The organism is Thioalkalivibrio sp. ALJ21 (assembly GCF_000378605.1).
Classification (GTDB): domain Bacteria; phylum Pseudomonadota; class Gammaproteobacteria; order Ectothiorhodospirales; family Ectothiorhodospiraceae; genus Thioalkalivibrio.
This window is the reverse complement of sequence record NZ_KB905155.1, coordinates 877665-892530: the sequence shown is the minus strand read 5'-3', so window position 1 is coordinate 892530 and position 14866 is coordinate 877665. Positions and strand designations below refer to the sequence as shown.

Genomic DNA, 14866 nt, shown 5'->3' with positions numbered 1-14866 from the left:
AGCGCATATTGTTGCCTAACCGTTTTGGCCGGTCTCGAACGGGCAGCGAAGTGCGGGGTAATTGGTTACAATTCCGCGCCTGACGCCCATCTTTCCGACGCGGGACCCTGCATGAATCCGGATTTTCTCGACTTCGAACAGCCCATTGCCGAACTGGAAGCCAAGATTCGGGATTTGCGCTATGTGGGTGACGATGCCGAGGTCAACATCCAGGAAGAGATCCAGCGCCTCGAGGAAAAGTGCCGTTCGCTGACGGAGAGCATCTTCGCCAAGCTCACCCCCTGGCAGGTGGCGCAGATGTCGCGCCACCCCAAGCGTCCGTACACGCTGGATTACATTCCGCAGCTGTTCGACGAGTTCGAGGAGCTCCACGGTGACCGAACCTACGCGGATGATCCGGCGATCGTCGGTGGCGTGGCCCGTCTCGACGGGCGTCCGGTGATGATCATCGGCCATCAGAAGGGGCGCCAGACGCGCGAGAAGGTCTACCGCAACTTCGGGATGCCGCGCCCGGAGGGCTACCGCAAGGCCCTGCGGCTGATGGAGACGGCCGAACGTTTTCGGCTGCCGGTTCTCACGTTCATCGATACCCCGGGCGCCTATCCGGGCGTGGGAGCCGAGGAGCGCGGTCAGAGCGAGGCGATTGCCCGCAATCTGATGGTGATGGCTCGGCTGGATACCCCGATCATCGCGACCGTGATTGGCGAGGGCGGCTCCGGTGGTGCGCTGGCGATCGGGGTCGGGGATGCCACGCTGATGCTGCAGTACTCGACCTACTCGGTCATCTCGCCGGAGGGCTGCGCCTCCATTCTCTGGAAGAGTGCCGAACGCGCGTCCGAGGCAGCTGAGGCGCTGGGGATTACTTCGCAGCGGCTGCACGATCTCGGGCTGGTCGATCGCATTGTCCCCGAGCCCCTGGGCGGCGCCCATCGCGATCCGGAAACGATGTCGGCACAACTGCGCTCGGCGCTGCTGGAAACCCTCGATGGCCTGGAGGCGCTGGACCCCGGCAAGCGGCTGGATCGGCGTTACCGCCGCCTGATGGACTACGGTGCCTTCCAGGAAGCCGCCTCCTGAGACACCGGGCCGGGGGCCGGATCGCGCCCACCCGGTGATGGCCGCTGTTGGGGCCTTTTTGCAGGATCACCCCGGTGCTACTTCCCTGCGGGTTGCCTTCAGCGGCGGTCGCGATTCCTCCGTATTGCTGCATGCGCTCGCCCATCTGCGTCCCCGAGGCCTTGAGGCCTGGCACGTGAATCACGGTCTGCGACCGGATGCCGATGCGCAGGCAGCGTTCTGTGTTCGCGTTGCCGAGGCGCTGGATGTACCGCTGACCGTATGCAAGGTGACCATTCTTGATGATGCCTCCGAGGGGCCGGAAGCCGCGGCGCGCCGTGCGCGTTATACGGCTCTGCGCGAGGGCCTCGGCGAGCAGGACCTGATCCTGACCGCCCAGCATGCCGACGACCAGGCCGAGACCTTCCTGCTTGCCGCGCTGCGCGGGAGCGGGCCGGAAGGCCTTCAGGGCATGCGGGCCATGCGTCGCGAAGGGGATACCTGGCTGGGGCGTCCGTTGCTGGAGGTCCCCGGCGAGGCCATCGCGGACTATGCGCGAGTGGCAGACCTCGACTGGTACCACGACCCAAGCAATGACGACACTCGCTTCGATCGCAATTTTCTGCGCCACGAAATCCTCCCGCGTCTGGCGGAGCGCTTCCCCGTTTACGCCTCCCTGACGCGCTGCGCGCGCTGGCAGCGGGAGGTCGTCGACCGTCTGGAGGGCCTGGAGGATGAACGCGTTCCGGACAAAGACTCGCTCGAGCTGGCCTCGCTGGCCGAGCTGGCTCGGCCCGCTCGGCGGGCGCGATTGCGGGCCTGGCTGCGCGCACAGGGCCTGCGACCACCGGGCCATGCGCGGCTGGAGGAGTTCTGTCGACAACTGGAGGTCCACGGGCCGGATCGGAATCCGGAGCTGCGCTGGGCGGATGGCTGGATGGGCGTTTATCGCGGAACGATTTACGCCGAAGCCCCGGATGCGAAACCAGCCGCGCCAGGGGACGTAATTTCCTGGCCGTCGGGGCATGCGCGTCTGACACTCCCGGATGGTCGCGTGCTGGAGCGCGCCGCGCTGGTGGCCCTGGGTGTGGACGCACAGGAGGCGCTGGAGGTCGGTTTTCGCCGCGGCGGGGAGACCGTGGTGACGCCAGCTGGCCGCCGACCCTTGAAAAAGCGGCTTCAGGAGCGGGGGATCCCGCCATGGGAGCGCGAGCATCTGCCGTTGATCAGGCGGCAGGCGGATGGGCTCGTCGTGGCAATTCTCTGGTCGGATGGAGACCTGAGTCCCTGAAAGTGGCTGGTATGATGGATGGTGATCCGTCCAAAACCTGTAGTCACCTTACAGTTGACGGGGCGAGCGGAAAAGCCAATGCTTGAACTTCGTCATACTTTTGAGGGGCTGGGGTGTGAGAACCATCAGCCGGCAGACCGGGGGGTATGTCCAGGGTATCGCTTGTGTGCTCGCGTTGCTGGGTATGGCAACGGCACAGGGCGGAACCCTCAACCTGGCCACCGAGAGTTATCCGCCATTCAACTTCGAGACGCCGGATGGCGAGCTCGACGGTATCTCTGTGCGTGTGATGAGCCAGCTGCTCGAGGAGACCGGGATCGAGGCGGAGATCCGGTTGCTGCCCTGGAGTCGTGCCTACGCCGAGGCGCAGTCGAACCCCGATACCTGCGTGTTCTCCACGACGCGGACTCCGGAACGCGAAGAGCTCTTCGAGTGGGTGGGCCCGCTGGTGGAGAATCAGTGGCATGCCTATGCCCTTGCGGGTTCCGACGTCGCGGCGCAAGCACTCGAAGACCTTCACGACTATCGAGTGGGTGGTTATCGCGACGATGCCGTCGCGTTGTATGTCGAGGCGCGAGGGATTGAGGTCGATACCGCCCCCAATGACCGCCTGAACGCGCGCAAGCTCGCGGCCGACCGGATTGACGTCTGGGTCAGCGGCGAGCACCTCGCACCCTGGTACGCGCGCCTTGAAGAGATCGGAGAGCTGCGCTCGCTGTTTGCATTCAACGACACGGTGATGTCGCTCGCCTGCCACCCGGATACCGATCGCGATCGCCTGGACCGCCTCCAGGGCGCGCTGGATGCCATGCGCGAGGACGGTCGCTATGCAGCGATCGTCAGCGACGTGCTCGAACGTAACGGAGACCCGAATGACTGAGTTCGCCACGCAGCGCGAAGCGGATCGCGGGGGCCTGATCGCCGAGGAGGTGCTGGATTTTCAGCGCAACATGACTCGGCGCGGCATCATCTTTTCGTTCACCGGCTATATCTCCGAAGGCATCCTGAAAGCGCTGGGCGACGCCCTGCGCCAGAAGATCCGGCTGGAGTCGACGGACAACAAGACCGTAAACCGGGTGTTCTCGGTGTTCGTCGAGCAGGTGCAGAACATCATTCGCTACTCGGCCGAACGGATCGAGCACGCGGCGGAGCCCCCGGTTGAGCTGAGCTCCGGCATGATTACGGTCGGCTCCGAAAAAGGCCGATTTTTCGTGATCTGCGGCAATATCATCGCCCGCGAAGACGCCGATACTCTCGGCGGCCGGCTCAGCGAACTGCAGGGCATGGACCCGGAGGCCCTGCGGCGCTTCTACAAGGAGAAGCTGCGCGAGCCGCCGGACGAGGGCAGCAAGGGGGGCAGCATCGGGCTGATCGAGATCGCACGCCGAGCCAGCGAGCCGATCCAGTTCGACTTCGAGCACCTCTCCGACGCGTATTCCTACTTTGTACTGAAGGCCTACATCTGATGGCAGCACTGGACCCCATTCGACACGAGGCAACGGACCGCACCCCGGAGGTCCTGTTCGATTTCGCGGCGGGGCAATACCGCATTGCCGGCGAGTCCTACCCGGAAGACGCCGCGAGCTTCTATGGACCCCTGACCCAGGGCCTGCGACAGGCGGTCGAGGAGCGGGCCAGCGAGTCGCTGGAGTTCAGCGTCGAGATGATCTACTTCAACAGCTCGACCGCGAAGGCGCTGATGAACCTCTTTCAGATCCTCGAAGAGGCCGCCGAGGCTGGTATCAACGTGCGGATCAACTGGTGCTACCACGAAGACGACGAGACGATGGAAGAATTCGGCGAGGACTTTTCCGAGGACTTCGCGCACGCTGACTACCGCATGTGCCCGACATCATGAAATTCTCTCACGACCCCAATCAGCCCGTGCCTTTGCCACCGACTTCACGCGACGGTGACGATTCGGAAGCGCTTGCCGACTTCTCCCTGTTCGAGCAGGAAAAACAGATCATGCAGCGCTCCGAGCAGATGCTCGAGGCGCTGGATGATGTAGCCGAAGGCGTGCGCATGCTGGCCAAGGCCTATTCAGAGAGTTACCGCGTTCAGCGCCGCATGATGCGCATGAGCGATCGCATGCAGCTGGACCTGCAGGCCGCGAACCGTCAGCTGCGTGAGCAGGCCACGCACCTGGAACAGCTCAACTGTGCACTGTCAGACGAGGTGCGCGAGCGCGAGCGCCTGACGGCCGAGCTCGAGCGCCTGGCGCTGGAGGATGCCCTGACCGGGCTGTTCTCGCGGCGCCGGGTAATGGACTGTGTCGAGGGGCTGGCCGAAACGGTGGGCGATCAGGCCCGCTCGCTCGCCGTGATGATGCTCGACCTCGACGACTTCAAAACCCTGAATGACACCCATGGCCATGCCGCCGGGGATTACGCCCTGCAGAGCTTCGCCGAGATCCTGCGCGGCGAGCTCGGTGCCGATCAGTACGCTGGGCGCATGGGGGGCGAGGAGTTTCTGGTGGTGGCGGCAGATCTCGATCTCGACGCCGCCATGACTCTTGCAGAGCGCATTCGCACCAGTGTCGAGCAGACGATCCCGCGCTGGAAGGGCGAGCCGCTGCATCTGGAGGTCTCGATCGGTCTGGTGGTGACGACCGAGCGCTGGCCGGATGCGGGGGCGCTGGTCGCGGCGGCGGATGATCTGCTTTACCGCGCGAAGAACGAAGGCCGTAACCGCGTCGAGGTCCAGTTCCACGGCGAGCCTGTATGACAGAGTCCGGCCCGGCGCGCAGCCGCAGCCTGGTCGCGAAGCTGGCGCTCGCGACCCTGCTGGTTGCGCTGGCGCTCAGCCTGCTGGCGAGCGCCTACGTGATCGCGGCCGACTCGCGCGCCTTTCGCGCGGACACCCTGGAACAGATCGAACGGCTGCAACGGCTGGTGGCCCCTCCCGCGGCCGAGGCGGCCTATCAGTTGAATGCCGATCAGGCGGAGTCCCTGGTGGCGGGTCTGCAGGCCTTTGACGAGATCCACCGCGCCGAGATCCTCGACGACTTCGGGCGCACCCTGGCCGAGGTGGAACGCGAGGGAGGCGGTGCCTCCTGGCTTGGGGAGCGCCTGTTCGGGGCGGATCGCCAGCACGAGCGCGAACTGCTCCACCCGGACCTGCGCGAGACCAATGGCGCGGTGGGCACGCTGCGTGTGGAGCTCGCCCCCGATGTGCTGGCTGCAGCCCTGGTCGAGCGCCTGCGCAATAGCGTGATCACCAGCGTGGTACAGGCGGTGATCGTCTCGCTGGTCGTCGTGCTGCTGTTCTATGGCCTGATGCTGCGCCCGATGCTGCGCATCTCCCGCGCCGTCGCAGGTACCGATCCCGACCGCCCGGCCCAGTGGCCACGGCCCCGCATGGGCCATCATGCGAATGACGAGCTCGGCGCCCTGGACCGCTCGCTTGATCGCCTCCTGAACGCATTTCAGCAGGGCCTCGATGCCCGCGATGGCGCGCGTGGCGAGCTGAAGGCCCTGAACGAGGACCTGGAGCGCCGTGTGGTCGAGCGTACCCGCGAGCTGGAGGCCGAGAAGCTGGAAACGGAGCGCGCGCTCGCGCGCGTGGACGAGGCCAACCGCGAGCTCGAGCGCAGCAACCGCCTCGTGGTGGAGAGCATCCGCTATGCGCGGCGCATCCAGACCGCGATGCTCCCGGACAAGCACGCCCTGGACGGTCACCTGGACGAGGTGCAGGTCTACTGGGAGCCGCTGCACCTGGTCGGGGGCGACTACTTCTGGCTGGAGGCCATCGACGGGCGCAGTGTACTGGTGGCCGCGGACTGCACCGGGCATGGCGTCCCCGGGGCGTTCATTACCCTGGTGCTGGCCTCGGCGCTGGATCGCATCCTGCATGAGCACCGGCTCCTGGAGCCGTCGGCAATCCTGCGCGAGATGGATCGGCTGGTGCGCTCGCGCCTGCGCCAGGACGGTCAGGACTCGGATTCCGACGACGGACTGGAGGCGGCCGTGTGCGTCTATGACCCGGATGCCCGGACGCTGACCTTTGCCGGCGTGGGGCTGCCGCTGATCATGGATCGTGCGGGACAGGTGGAAGAGATTCGCGGCGTGCGCGGAGGGCTGGGGTATCGCAGCCTGGAGCCCGCGCAGCCGGTGGACCACGTAGTGTCGGTGGAGCCCGGCATGGAATTCTTCCTGATTACCGACGGCGCCCACGACCATGTGGGGGGCGAGCCGCCGCGGCTGTTCGGGCGCCGGCGCCTGCGCCATGTGCTGGCGGAAAAGTCCCCGCGTGACCTGGCCGCCAAGATCGATTCCGTGGTCCGCGTACTGGAGGATTATCGCGGCGGTGAACCACGGCGCGACGATATGACGCTGGTCGCGTTCCGACCTCTTCCGCCTAATGCGCAAAGTGCGCTTCGCGATGCCGCAGTTGATTGAGCCGAGAGGGGCTCTCTGGTAGCATTTCGGCCGATTTCAGCCGCCCGTGAGCCCTTTTGTGGCGGGGGTCCGTCGTTCCCCAGGGAAACACTGATTAATGTACACGCTCGCGTTGGTACCCCAGGTTTTCCGAGACAAGGCGCGTCGCGCAGCGGGTAGTGGTTCTACCCACAAGTGGCGCAACGCAGGATCGGGGAACCTGGGGTACCAACCCCGAAGGGGCTCGGCCGCTTTTGTGCGCGCACGGCGTTGCGGCTCCCTTGTGCAGAGTGACTGCACGGCGGTCACCGCGCCTTGTTCGCACGCAAAAGCGACTCGAGCGCGAGCGTGTCCATTAATCAGTGTTTCCCTAGCCAGGTTTCCCGCATGACGCGTTATGTATTCATTACCGGAGGCGTGGTTTCGTCTCTGGGCAAAGGCATTGCATCCGCCTCGCTGGGGGCCATCCTGGAGGCGCGCGGCCTCAAGGTGACGCTGCTCAAGCTCGACCCCTATATCAACGTCGATCCGGGCACCATGAGCCCGTTCCAGCACGGCGAGGTCTTCGTGACCGACGACGGCGCGGAGACGGACCTGGACCTGGGGCATTACGAACGCTTTGTGCGCATCCGCACCTCGCGGCGCAACAATTTCACCACCGGGCAGATCTACGAGAACGTGATCCGCAAGGAGCGCCGCGGCGACTACCTGGGCGGTACGGTGCAGGTGATCCCGCATATCACCGACGAGATCAAGCGCTCGATCCGCGAGGGCGCGGGCGATGCCGACATCGCGCTGATCGAGATCGGCGGTACGGTGGGCGATATCGAGTCCCTGCCGTTCCTCGAGGCGATCCGCCAGATGGGTGTGGAGCTAGGGCACGAGAATGCCCTGTTCATGCACCTGACCCTGGTGCCCTTTATTGCCGCCGCCGGCGAGATCAAGACCAAGCCCACGCAGCACTCGGTCAAGGAGCTGCGCTCGATCGGTATCCAGCCGGACATTCTGCTGTGCCGCTCGACCCAGGCGATTCCCGAGGGCGAGCGGCGCAAGATTGCGTTGTTCACCAACGTCGAGGAGAAGGCGGTCATTTCCGCTGTGGACGTGGACAACATCTACAAGATCCCGCTGTGGCTGCATTCGCAGAAGCTCGACGAGATCGTGCTGCGCAAGCTGCATATCGAGGCGCCGCAGGCGGACCTGTCGGACTGGAAGCACGTGGTCAACGCCATGGAGTTCCCGGAGTCCGAGGTCACCGTCGGCATGATCGGCAAGTACGTCGATCTCACGGAGTCCTACAAGTCCGTGAACGAGGCCCTGACCCACGCCGGCGTACAGGTCGGGACGCGCGTGCGTATTCGCTATCTCGACTCGGAAAAACTCGAAGGGGCGGATGCCGAGATCCAGGGCGAGATGGAAGGCCTGGACGCGATCCTGGTGCCCGGTGGCTTCGGCGAGCGCGGTGTGGAAGGCAAGATCGCGGCCGTGCGCTATGCGCGCGAGCACGGCGTGCCCTACCTGGGCATCTGTCTCGGCATGCAGGTTGCGGTGATCGAGTTCGCCCGTGATCAGGCCGGGCTCGAAGGCGCGCACAGTACGGAGTTCGCCCCGGATACTCCGCACCCGGTGATTGCCCTGATTACCGAGTGGCAGGACCGCGAGGGCCGTATCGAGCGGCGCGATGCCGAGAGCGATCTCGGCGGCACGATGCGTCTGGGGGCACAGTCCGCGCGACTGGCCCAGGGCTCGCGGATTGCAGAGGCCTATGGCCGCGAAGAGGTCAGCGAGCGCCATCGCCACCGCTTCGAGTTCAACAATGCCTATCGCGAGCGGCTGGAGGCCGCGGGCCTGCGTATCTCCGGCGTGTCCGAGTCCGGCGAACTGGTCGAGGCGGTGGAGCTGCCGGGCCACCCATGGTTCATCGGTTGCCAGTTCCATCCGGAGTTCACCTCGACCCCGCGCGACGGGCACCCGCTGTTTACCGGTTTCATCCGCGCCGCGCGCACCTATCAGGACGAGCGCGAGCCGGAGACCACGACTGCGTTGACGGATTAGTGTTTTCCTAACGCGCCGTATGACGGCGCTTTGCGGCCGTACCCGGAGGGTGGCGTCCGCCAGACAGGACATTGCATGCAGCTTTGCGGTTTTGAAGTCGGCCTCGATCGGCCCTTTTTTCTGATTGCCGGCCCCTGCGTTATCGAATCCGAGGCGATGGCCCTGGAGACCGCGGGTACGCTCAAGGCGATCACCGACGAGCTGGGCATCCCGTTTATCTACAAGTCCTCGTTCGACAAGGCCAATCGCTCGTCGACGAAGAGTTTCCGTGGTCCGGGCATGGAAGAGGGCCTGCGCATCCTGGAGCAGGTGAAGCAGCAGCTGGGCGTCCCGGTGCTGACCGACGTCCACGAGGACACCCCGCTGGACGAGGTCGCGGCCGTGGTGGACGTGCTGCAAACGCCCGCGTTCCTGTGTCGGCAGACGAACTTCATCCAGAACGTCGCGCGCCAGGGACGCCCGGTGAACATCAAGAAGGGCCAGTTCCTGGCGCCCTGGGATATGGGCAATGTCGTGGACAAGGCGCGCGAGGCGGGCAACGACCAGATCATGGTCTGCGAACGCGGTGTCTCCTTCGGCTACAACACGCTGATTTCGGACATGCGGGGCCTGGCCCAGATGCGCCAGACCGGTTGCCCTGTGGTATTCGACGCCACGCACTCGGTCCAGCAGCCGGGTGGGCAGGGCGCGACGTCCGGTGGACAGCGCGAATACGTCCCCGTGCTGGCGCGGGCGGCCGTCGCCTCCGGGGTATCGGGTCTGTTCATGGAGACCCATCCGGATCCGGAGCGCGCCCTCTCGGATGGGCCCAATGCCTGGCCACTGCCACGCATGGCGGAGCTGCTGACCACGCTCAGGGCGCTGGATGCCGCCGCCAAGGCGCAGCCGTTTGCCGAGGCCGAATACGGGCTGGGTTGATTCGCGCAGGTTTGCTTTAGAGTTTCGTTTAAATTTCGCCTGCAACTTGCGGGGCGGATGAGTTTATTTTTCAAGGAGAAAGCATGTCCCAGATTGCGGAGATTCATGCCCGCGAGATCATCGACTCGCGGGGCAACCCGACGGTCGAGGCCGACGTTGTCCTGGATTCCGGCGCGATGGGTCGCGCCGCAGTGCCGTCGGGGGCCTCCACGGGGGCCCGCGAGGCGCTGGAGCTGCGCGATGACGAGGCGCGCTATGGCGGCAAGGGCGTGCAGAAGGCCGTGGGCCATGTGAATGGCGAGATCCGCGATGCCCTGCGCGGCATGGAGCTGGACCAGACCGCGGTGGACCGCCGCATGCTCGAGCTGGACGGCACCGAGAACAAGTCCCGCCTGGGTGCGAATGCGCTGCTGGCGGTATCGATGGCGGCCGCGCATGCGCAGGCGGCGGATCGCGAACAGCCGCTGTTCGAGTCCATGGGCGGCGAGCAGGCGAATCTGCTGCCCGTGCCGATGATGAACATCATCAACGGCGGCGCCCACGCCGACAACAGCGTCGATATGCAGGAGTTCATGATCCTGCCGGTGGGCGCGGATTCCGTGCGCGAGGCCGTGCGTTACGGCGCCGAGGTGTTCCATGCCCTGAAGAAGGTGCTGGGTCAGCGCAATCTGGCGACGGGCGTGGGGGACGAGGGCGGCTTCGCCCCCGATCTGCCGTCCAACTCGGCCGCGATCGAAGTGATCCTCGAGGCCATCCACAAGGCGGGCTTCAAGGCCGGGCAGGACATCTGGCTGGGCCTGGACTGTGCCAGCTCCGAATTTTATCGCGACGGCCGTTACCACCTCGACTCTGAAGGCAAGGCCTTCTCCGCCGACGAGTTCTGCGACTACCTCGCCCACTGGGTCGACCAGTACCCGATCCTGACCATCGAGGACGGTATGGCCGAGGACGACTGGGACGGCTGGAAGACCCTGACCGAGCGAATGAGTGATCGCGTGCAGCTGGTGGGCGACGACCTGTTCGTGACCAACACGCAGATCCTGCAGGAAGGGATCGACAAGGGTGTGGCCAACTCGATCCTGATCAAGCTGAACCAGATCGGCACCGTGACCGAGACCCTGGAGGCTATCGAACTGGCGCGCCAGGCGAAGTACACGGCGGTGATCTCGCATCGCTCCGGCGAGACCGAGGACGTGACCATCGCCGATCTGGCTGTAGCGACGGGTGCCGGTCAGATCAAGACCGGTTCGCTCTCGCGTTCGGATCGCGTGGCCAAGTACAACCAGCTGATCCGGATCGAGGAGCATCTGGGGTCTCGGGCGCGTTATCCGGGGATGGATGCCTTCAACATCCGGCGATAGGTCTGCGGTTGCCTCGTTTGCTGCGGTCCGGGTTCGCAGCCTGCGGGGCGGTTCCTGTGCCCCACGACCAATGGGCCGTAGAATGCCGGGCATGGAAGCTCGACTCTCTCCCTTGCGGCCGGCCGAGGAGGCCGTGGCGGCCGGTCGCGGGAATCGCTGATGCGCGGGTTGCTGATCGGTCTGGCCGTGGTGCTGCTGCTGTTGCAGTGGCCGCTGTGGCTTGGGGAGGGCAGCTGGCGGGATGTGCGCGACCTGCGAGAGCAGGTCGAGGAGCAGCGTGCTGTCAACGCCGAACTGGAACAGCGCAACCAGGCGCTGGAGGCCGAGGTGCAGGACCTGCGTACTGGTACCGATGCGGTGGAAGAACGCGCCCGCCGCGACCTGGGCATGATCCGCGAAGACGAGATCTTCTTCTTTGTGGTCGGCGAGGACGACGACCGGCGCCCGGTGCCGGAGCCGCTGCCGGATCCGGCGCGGGATGTGTCCCCGGGCCCCGCCGAGATCCCGGACCGCGAGCGCGAGCCGGCAACCGATACGCTGCCACCCGAGGATCCGTTTGATGGCTGATCCCGACGCAAACAATCCCTCTGCGGAACCCGCCTACTGGGCCCTGATCCCGGCGGCCGGCGTGGGCCGGCGCATGGGATCGGGTCGACCCAAGCAGTTCCTGACGCTGGGGTCACGTACCATCCTCTCGCATACCCTGTCGATTTTTCTGGAGCACCCGCGCATTCGCGGTGTGGTGCTGGTGCTGGGGCCGGATGTGGATCCGGACGCGCTGGACCTGCCGACGGCGGGTGGCCGTCTATTTCGCGTGGCCGGCGGGGCCGAGCGGGCGGATTCGGTCCAGAACGGGCTCGATTTCCTGCAGGAACGGGCGGCCCCCGATGACTGGGTGCTGGTGCACGATGCCGCACGCCCCTGTCTCCCACGCGCGGACCTGGACCATTTGCTGAAATCGCTGCGGGACGATCCGGTGGGCGGTCTGCTGGCCACGCCCAGCACCGACACAGTCAAGTGGAGTGACGAGGACGGGCGGGTCGAGCGCACGCTGGAGCGCGAGCGTGTCTGGCGCGCGCTGACTCCGCAGATGTTCCGTCTCGGCATGCTGCGGGAGGCTAATCGGGCCGCGCGCGAGGCCGGCCACCCGGTTACCGACGAGGCCAGCGCGATGGAATGGCATGGCGCCCGTCCGCGTCTGATCGAGGGCTCGATGATGAACATCAAGATCACTCGCGCCGAGGATCTGGAACTGGCCCAGCTGTACCTGATGCAGCAGGGGCGTCTGGACGGGGCGTTCCGGCCATGAGTCGCATGCGCGTGGGGCAGGGCTTCGACGTGCATGCCTTCGGGCCGGGCGATCACCTGATCCTGGGCGGTGTGCGCATCCCGTTCGATCACGGTTTTGTCGCGCATTCCGATGGCGATGTCCTGCTGCACGCGATCTGCGATGCCCTGTTCGGGGCCGCGGGGCTGGGGGATATCGGGCGTCACTTTCCCGATACCGACGAGCGTTTTCGCGGGGCGGACAGCCGCAAGCTGCTGCGCGAGACCCTGCGTCGCGTCCAGGAGGCCGGGTGGCGCCCGGTAAACGTGGACGCGACCGTAATCGCCCAGGCGCCGAAAATGGCCCCGCATGTGGCGGCGATGGAGGAACACATCGCCGCGGACCTGGGGCTCACGGCGGGTGCGGTGAACGTGAAGGCAACGACCACCGAGCGCCTGGGCTTTACCGGACGCGGAGAAGGTGTGGCGGCCCAGGCAGTGGTGTTGCTGGAGCCGGCCTCGGGGCTGATGCACGTATGACGGCGGCTCGATCCCCCAGCGTGCAGGGTCTGGATCACGTCAGTGTTGTGATCGCCGGTCTGGAGGATTCCGCGCGGTTCTATGGCGAGATTCTGGGCTTGCAGCCCGTGGAGCGTCCGGATCTCGGCTTTCCGGGACTCTGGTATGACCTCGGCGGTGGGCAGACGCTGCATCTGCTCTGCGTGCCCAATCCGGATGCCACCGAACGCGGTGTACGCGGCGGCCGAGACCGCCACCTGGCCCTGCGTGTGCGCGGTCTGGAATCCTTGCTGCAACGCCTGGAGAACGCCGGGCATTCGGCCGAGCGCAGCCAGTCCGGGCGGCCTGCCGCATTCGTACGCGACCCGGACGGCAACACCGTCGAACTGATCGAGGCGGGCTGACACCGCGCGGGTGCGCCGCGCCGGGACCCCCGCTGCACGAGGAGGGAGCATGGACGGCGAGTACATCCTGGCCCTGGATCAGGGCACGACCAGCTGCCGCGCGATCCTGTTCGATCGTGATGCGTCGATCATCGGCGTCGCCCAGCGCGAGTTTACCCAGCACTACCCGCAGCCCGGCTGGGTCGAGCACGACGCGATGGAGATCTGGGGCACCCAGATCGGGGCCGCACGCGAGGTGTTGGAGACCCGCGGTATCAAGCCGGCCCAGCTCGCGGCCATCGGCATCACCAACCAGCGCGAGACCACCATGGTCTGGGACCGCGAGACGGGCAAGCCGATCCACCCGGCAATCGTCTGGCAGGACCGGCGCACCGCCAGTTTCTGCGACGAGCTGAAGGCGCGCGGGCTGGAAGAGACGATCCGCAACCGCACGGGCCTGGTCGTGGATGCCTACTTCTCCGGCACCAAGCTGCGCTGGCTGCTCGACCATGTAGACGGTGCGCGCGAGCGCGCGGAGCGCGGCGAGCTGCTGTTCGGCACCATGGATACCTGGTTGATCTGGAATCTCACCCGCGGCGAGCGGCATGTAACGGACGTCTCCAACGCCTCGCGCACGCAGTTGTTCAACATCCACGAGCTGGACTGGGATGACACGCTGCTGCGCGAGCTGGAGATCCCGCGGGCCATGCTCCCCGAGGTCCGCGCCTCCAGCGAGGTCCTGGGCCATACGGGGACCGAGATGTTCGGTGCCCATGAGATCCCCATCGCGGGCGTTGCCGGCGACCAGCATGCGGCGCTCTTCGGGCAGACCTGTTTCGAGCGCGGCATGGCCAAGAACACCTATGGCACCGGCTGCTTTCTCCTGATGAACACCGGCACCGAGCCGGTTACGTCGCACTCAGGTCTGCTGACGACCGTCGCCTGGAGCGTCGATGGCCAGGTCGAGTACGCCCTGGAGGGATCCATCTTCATCGCCGGTGCCGCGATCCAGTGGCTGCGCGACGAGCTCAAGCTGATCGACTCGGCCGAGGACTCGGAGTACTACGCGAGCAAGGTGGAGGACTCCGATGGCGTGTATGTCGTCCCGGCATTTGCGGGGCTCGGGGCGCCGTACTGGGACATGTATGCTCGTGGCGCGATTTTCGGGCTGACCCGCGGTACGCGCAAGGAACACATCACCCGCGCCACACTGGACTCGCTGGCCTACCAGACCAAGGACGTGATCGACGCGATGGAACAGGACTCCGGCATCGCGCTGAGAGGTCTGCGGGTCGACGGCGGTGCCGTCGCCAACAACGTGATGATGCAGTTCCAGGCCGACATGCTCGGGGTCAATGTCGAGCGGCCGACGGTTACGGAGTCAACCGCGCTGGGAGCTGCTTATCTGGCGGGGCTGGCCGTGGGTTTCTGGTCGCGCGACGAACTGGAGCAAAAAAGCCAGCTGGACCGGGTATTCGAGCCGCAGATGGATGCGGCCACCCGTGACCGCTACTACCGGGGCTGGAAGAAGGCCGTAAAGCGCACGATGGGCTGGGCGCGCGAGGACGACAACGAGGCGACCGACTAGCGGGCGGGTGGTCCGGGGGAGCTGGCTGGCGTGGGCAAGGGCTTCGCCGC

The 14866-nt window shown here is 65.9% G+C and carries 15 protein-coding genes; all 15 read left to right on the top strand.

Features of this window, described 5'->3' with window-relative positions; genetic code table 11:
- Nucleotides 1-111 precede the first annotated feature (111 nt).
- Nucleotides 112-1077, top strand: a complete 966-nt coding sequence (locus F579_RS0104155; RefSeq protein WP_019024131.1) for an acetyl-CoA carboxylase carboxyltransferase subunit alpha — start codon at nt 112-114, stop codon at nt 1075-1077.
- A 37-nt stretch (nt 1078-1114) separates the two neighbouring features.
- A complete protein-coding gene (gene tilS / locus F579_RS0104150; RefSeq protein WP_019024132.1) occupies nt 1115-2347 on the top strand; it encodes a tRNA lysidine(34) synthetase TilS in 1233 nt (410 codons plus the stop codon).
- A 184-nt stretch (nt 2348-2531) separates the two neighbouring features.
- Nucleotides 2532-3227, top strand: a complete 696-nt coding sequence (locus tag F579_RS0104145; RefSeq protein WP_020621314.1) for an ABC transporter substrate-binding protein — start codon at nt 2532-2534, stop codon at nt 3225-3227.
- Nucleotides 3220-3813, top strand: a complete 594-nt coding sequence (locus F579_RS0104140; protein ID WP_019024135.1) for a SiaB family protein kinase — start codon at nt 3220-3222, stop codon at nt 3811-3813. The genes F579_RS0104145 and F579_RS0104140 overlap by 8 nt, the downstream gene beginning before the upstream one ends.
- Nucleotides 3813-4205 (top strand): DUF1987 domain-containing protein, encoded by a 393-nt coding sequence (locus F579_RS0104135; RefSeq protein ID WP_017926295.1) that lies wholly within the window; start codon nt 3813-3815, stop codon nt 4203-4205. Before F579_RS0104140 ends, F579_RS0104135 begins: the two co-directional genes overlap by 1 nt.
- Nucleotides 4202-5074: a GGDEF domain-containing protein gene (locus tag F579_RS0104130; RefSeq protein WP_051076698.1), complete on the top strand. Its 873-nt coding sequence runs from the start codon at nt 4202-4204 to the stop codon at nt 5072-5074. The genes F579_RS0104135 and F579_RS0104130 overlap by 4 nt, the downstream gene beginning before the upstream one ends.
- The gene (locus tag F579_RS0104125; protein WP_019024137.1) at nt 5071-6747 is read left to right on the top strand and encodes a PP2C family protein-serine/threonine phosphatase; all 1677 of its coding nucleotides are present in this window, start codon (nt 5071-5073) and stop codon (nt 6745-6747) included. Before F579_RS0104130 ends, F579_RS0104125 begins: the two co-directional genes overlap by 4 nt.
- A gap of 366 nt (nt 6748-7113) precedes the next feature.
- The gene (locus tag F579_RS0104120; RefSeq protein WP_019024138.1) at nt 7114-8781 is read left to right on the top strand and encodes a CTP synthase; all 1668 of its coding nucleotides are present in this window, start codon (nt 7114-7116) and stop codon (nt 8779-8781) included.
- Between the two features lie 75 nt (nt 8782-8856).
- Nucleotides 8857-9699, top strand: a complete 843-nt coding sequence (kdsA, locus tag F579_RS0104115; protein WP_019024139.1) for a 3-deoxy-8-phosphooctulonate synthase — start codon at nt 8857-8859, stop codon at nt 9697-9699.
- Between the two features lie 83 nt (nt 9700-9782).
- Nucleotides 9783-11060, top strand: coding sequence for a phosphopyruvate hydratase (eno, locus tag F579_RS0104110; RefSeq protein WP_019024140.1), 1278 nt, complete (start codon nt 9783-9785; stop codon nt 11058-11060).
- A gap of 159 nt (nt 11061-11219) precedes the next feature.
- Nucleotides 11220-11627 carry a cell division protein FtsB gene (gene ftsB, locus F579_RS0104105; RefSeq protein ID WP_019024141.1) on the top strand — a complete coding sequence of 136 codons (408 nt, stop codon included), beginning with the start codon at nt 11220-11222 and terminating at the stop codon, nt 11625-11627.
- Nucleotides 11620-12369: a 2-C-methyl-D-erythritol 4-phosphate cytidylyltransferase gene (gene ispD / locus F579_RS0104100; RefSeq protein ID WP_019024142.1), complete on the top strand. Its 750-nt coding sequence runs from the start codon at nt 11620-11622 to the stop codon at nt 12367-12369. The genes ftsB and ispD overlap by 8 nt, the downstream gene beginning before the upstream one ends.
- Nucleotides 12366-12866 carry a 2-C-methyl-D-erythritol 2,4-cyclodiphosphate synthase gene (ispF, locus tag F579_RS0104095; RefSeq protein WP_026301025.1) on the top strand — a complete coding sequence of 167 codons (501 nt, stop codon included), beginning with the start codon at nt 12366-12368 and terminating at the stop codon, nt 12864-12866. The genes ispD and ispF overlap by 4 nt, the downstream gene beginning before the upstream one ends.
- Complete coding sequence (locus tag F579_RS0104090) at nt 12863-13249, top strand: VOC family protein (protein ID WP_019024144.1); 387 nt, start codon at nt 12863-12865, stop codon at nt 13247-13249. The genes ispF and F579_RS0104090 overlap by 4 nt, the downstream gene beginning before the upstream one ends.
- A 49-nt stretch (nt 13250-13298) precedes the next feature.
- Entirely contained in the window at nt 13299-14816 is a 1518-nt protein-coding gene (glpK, locus tag F579_RS0104085; protein ID WP_019024145.1) for a glycerol kinase GlpK, read from the top strand.
- Nucleotides 14817-14866 lie beyond the last annotated feature (50 nt).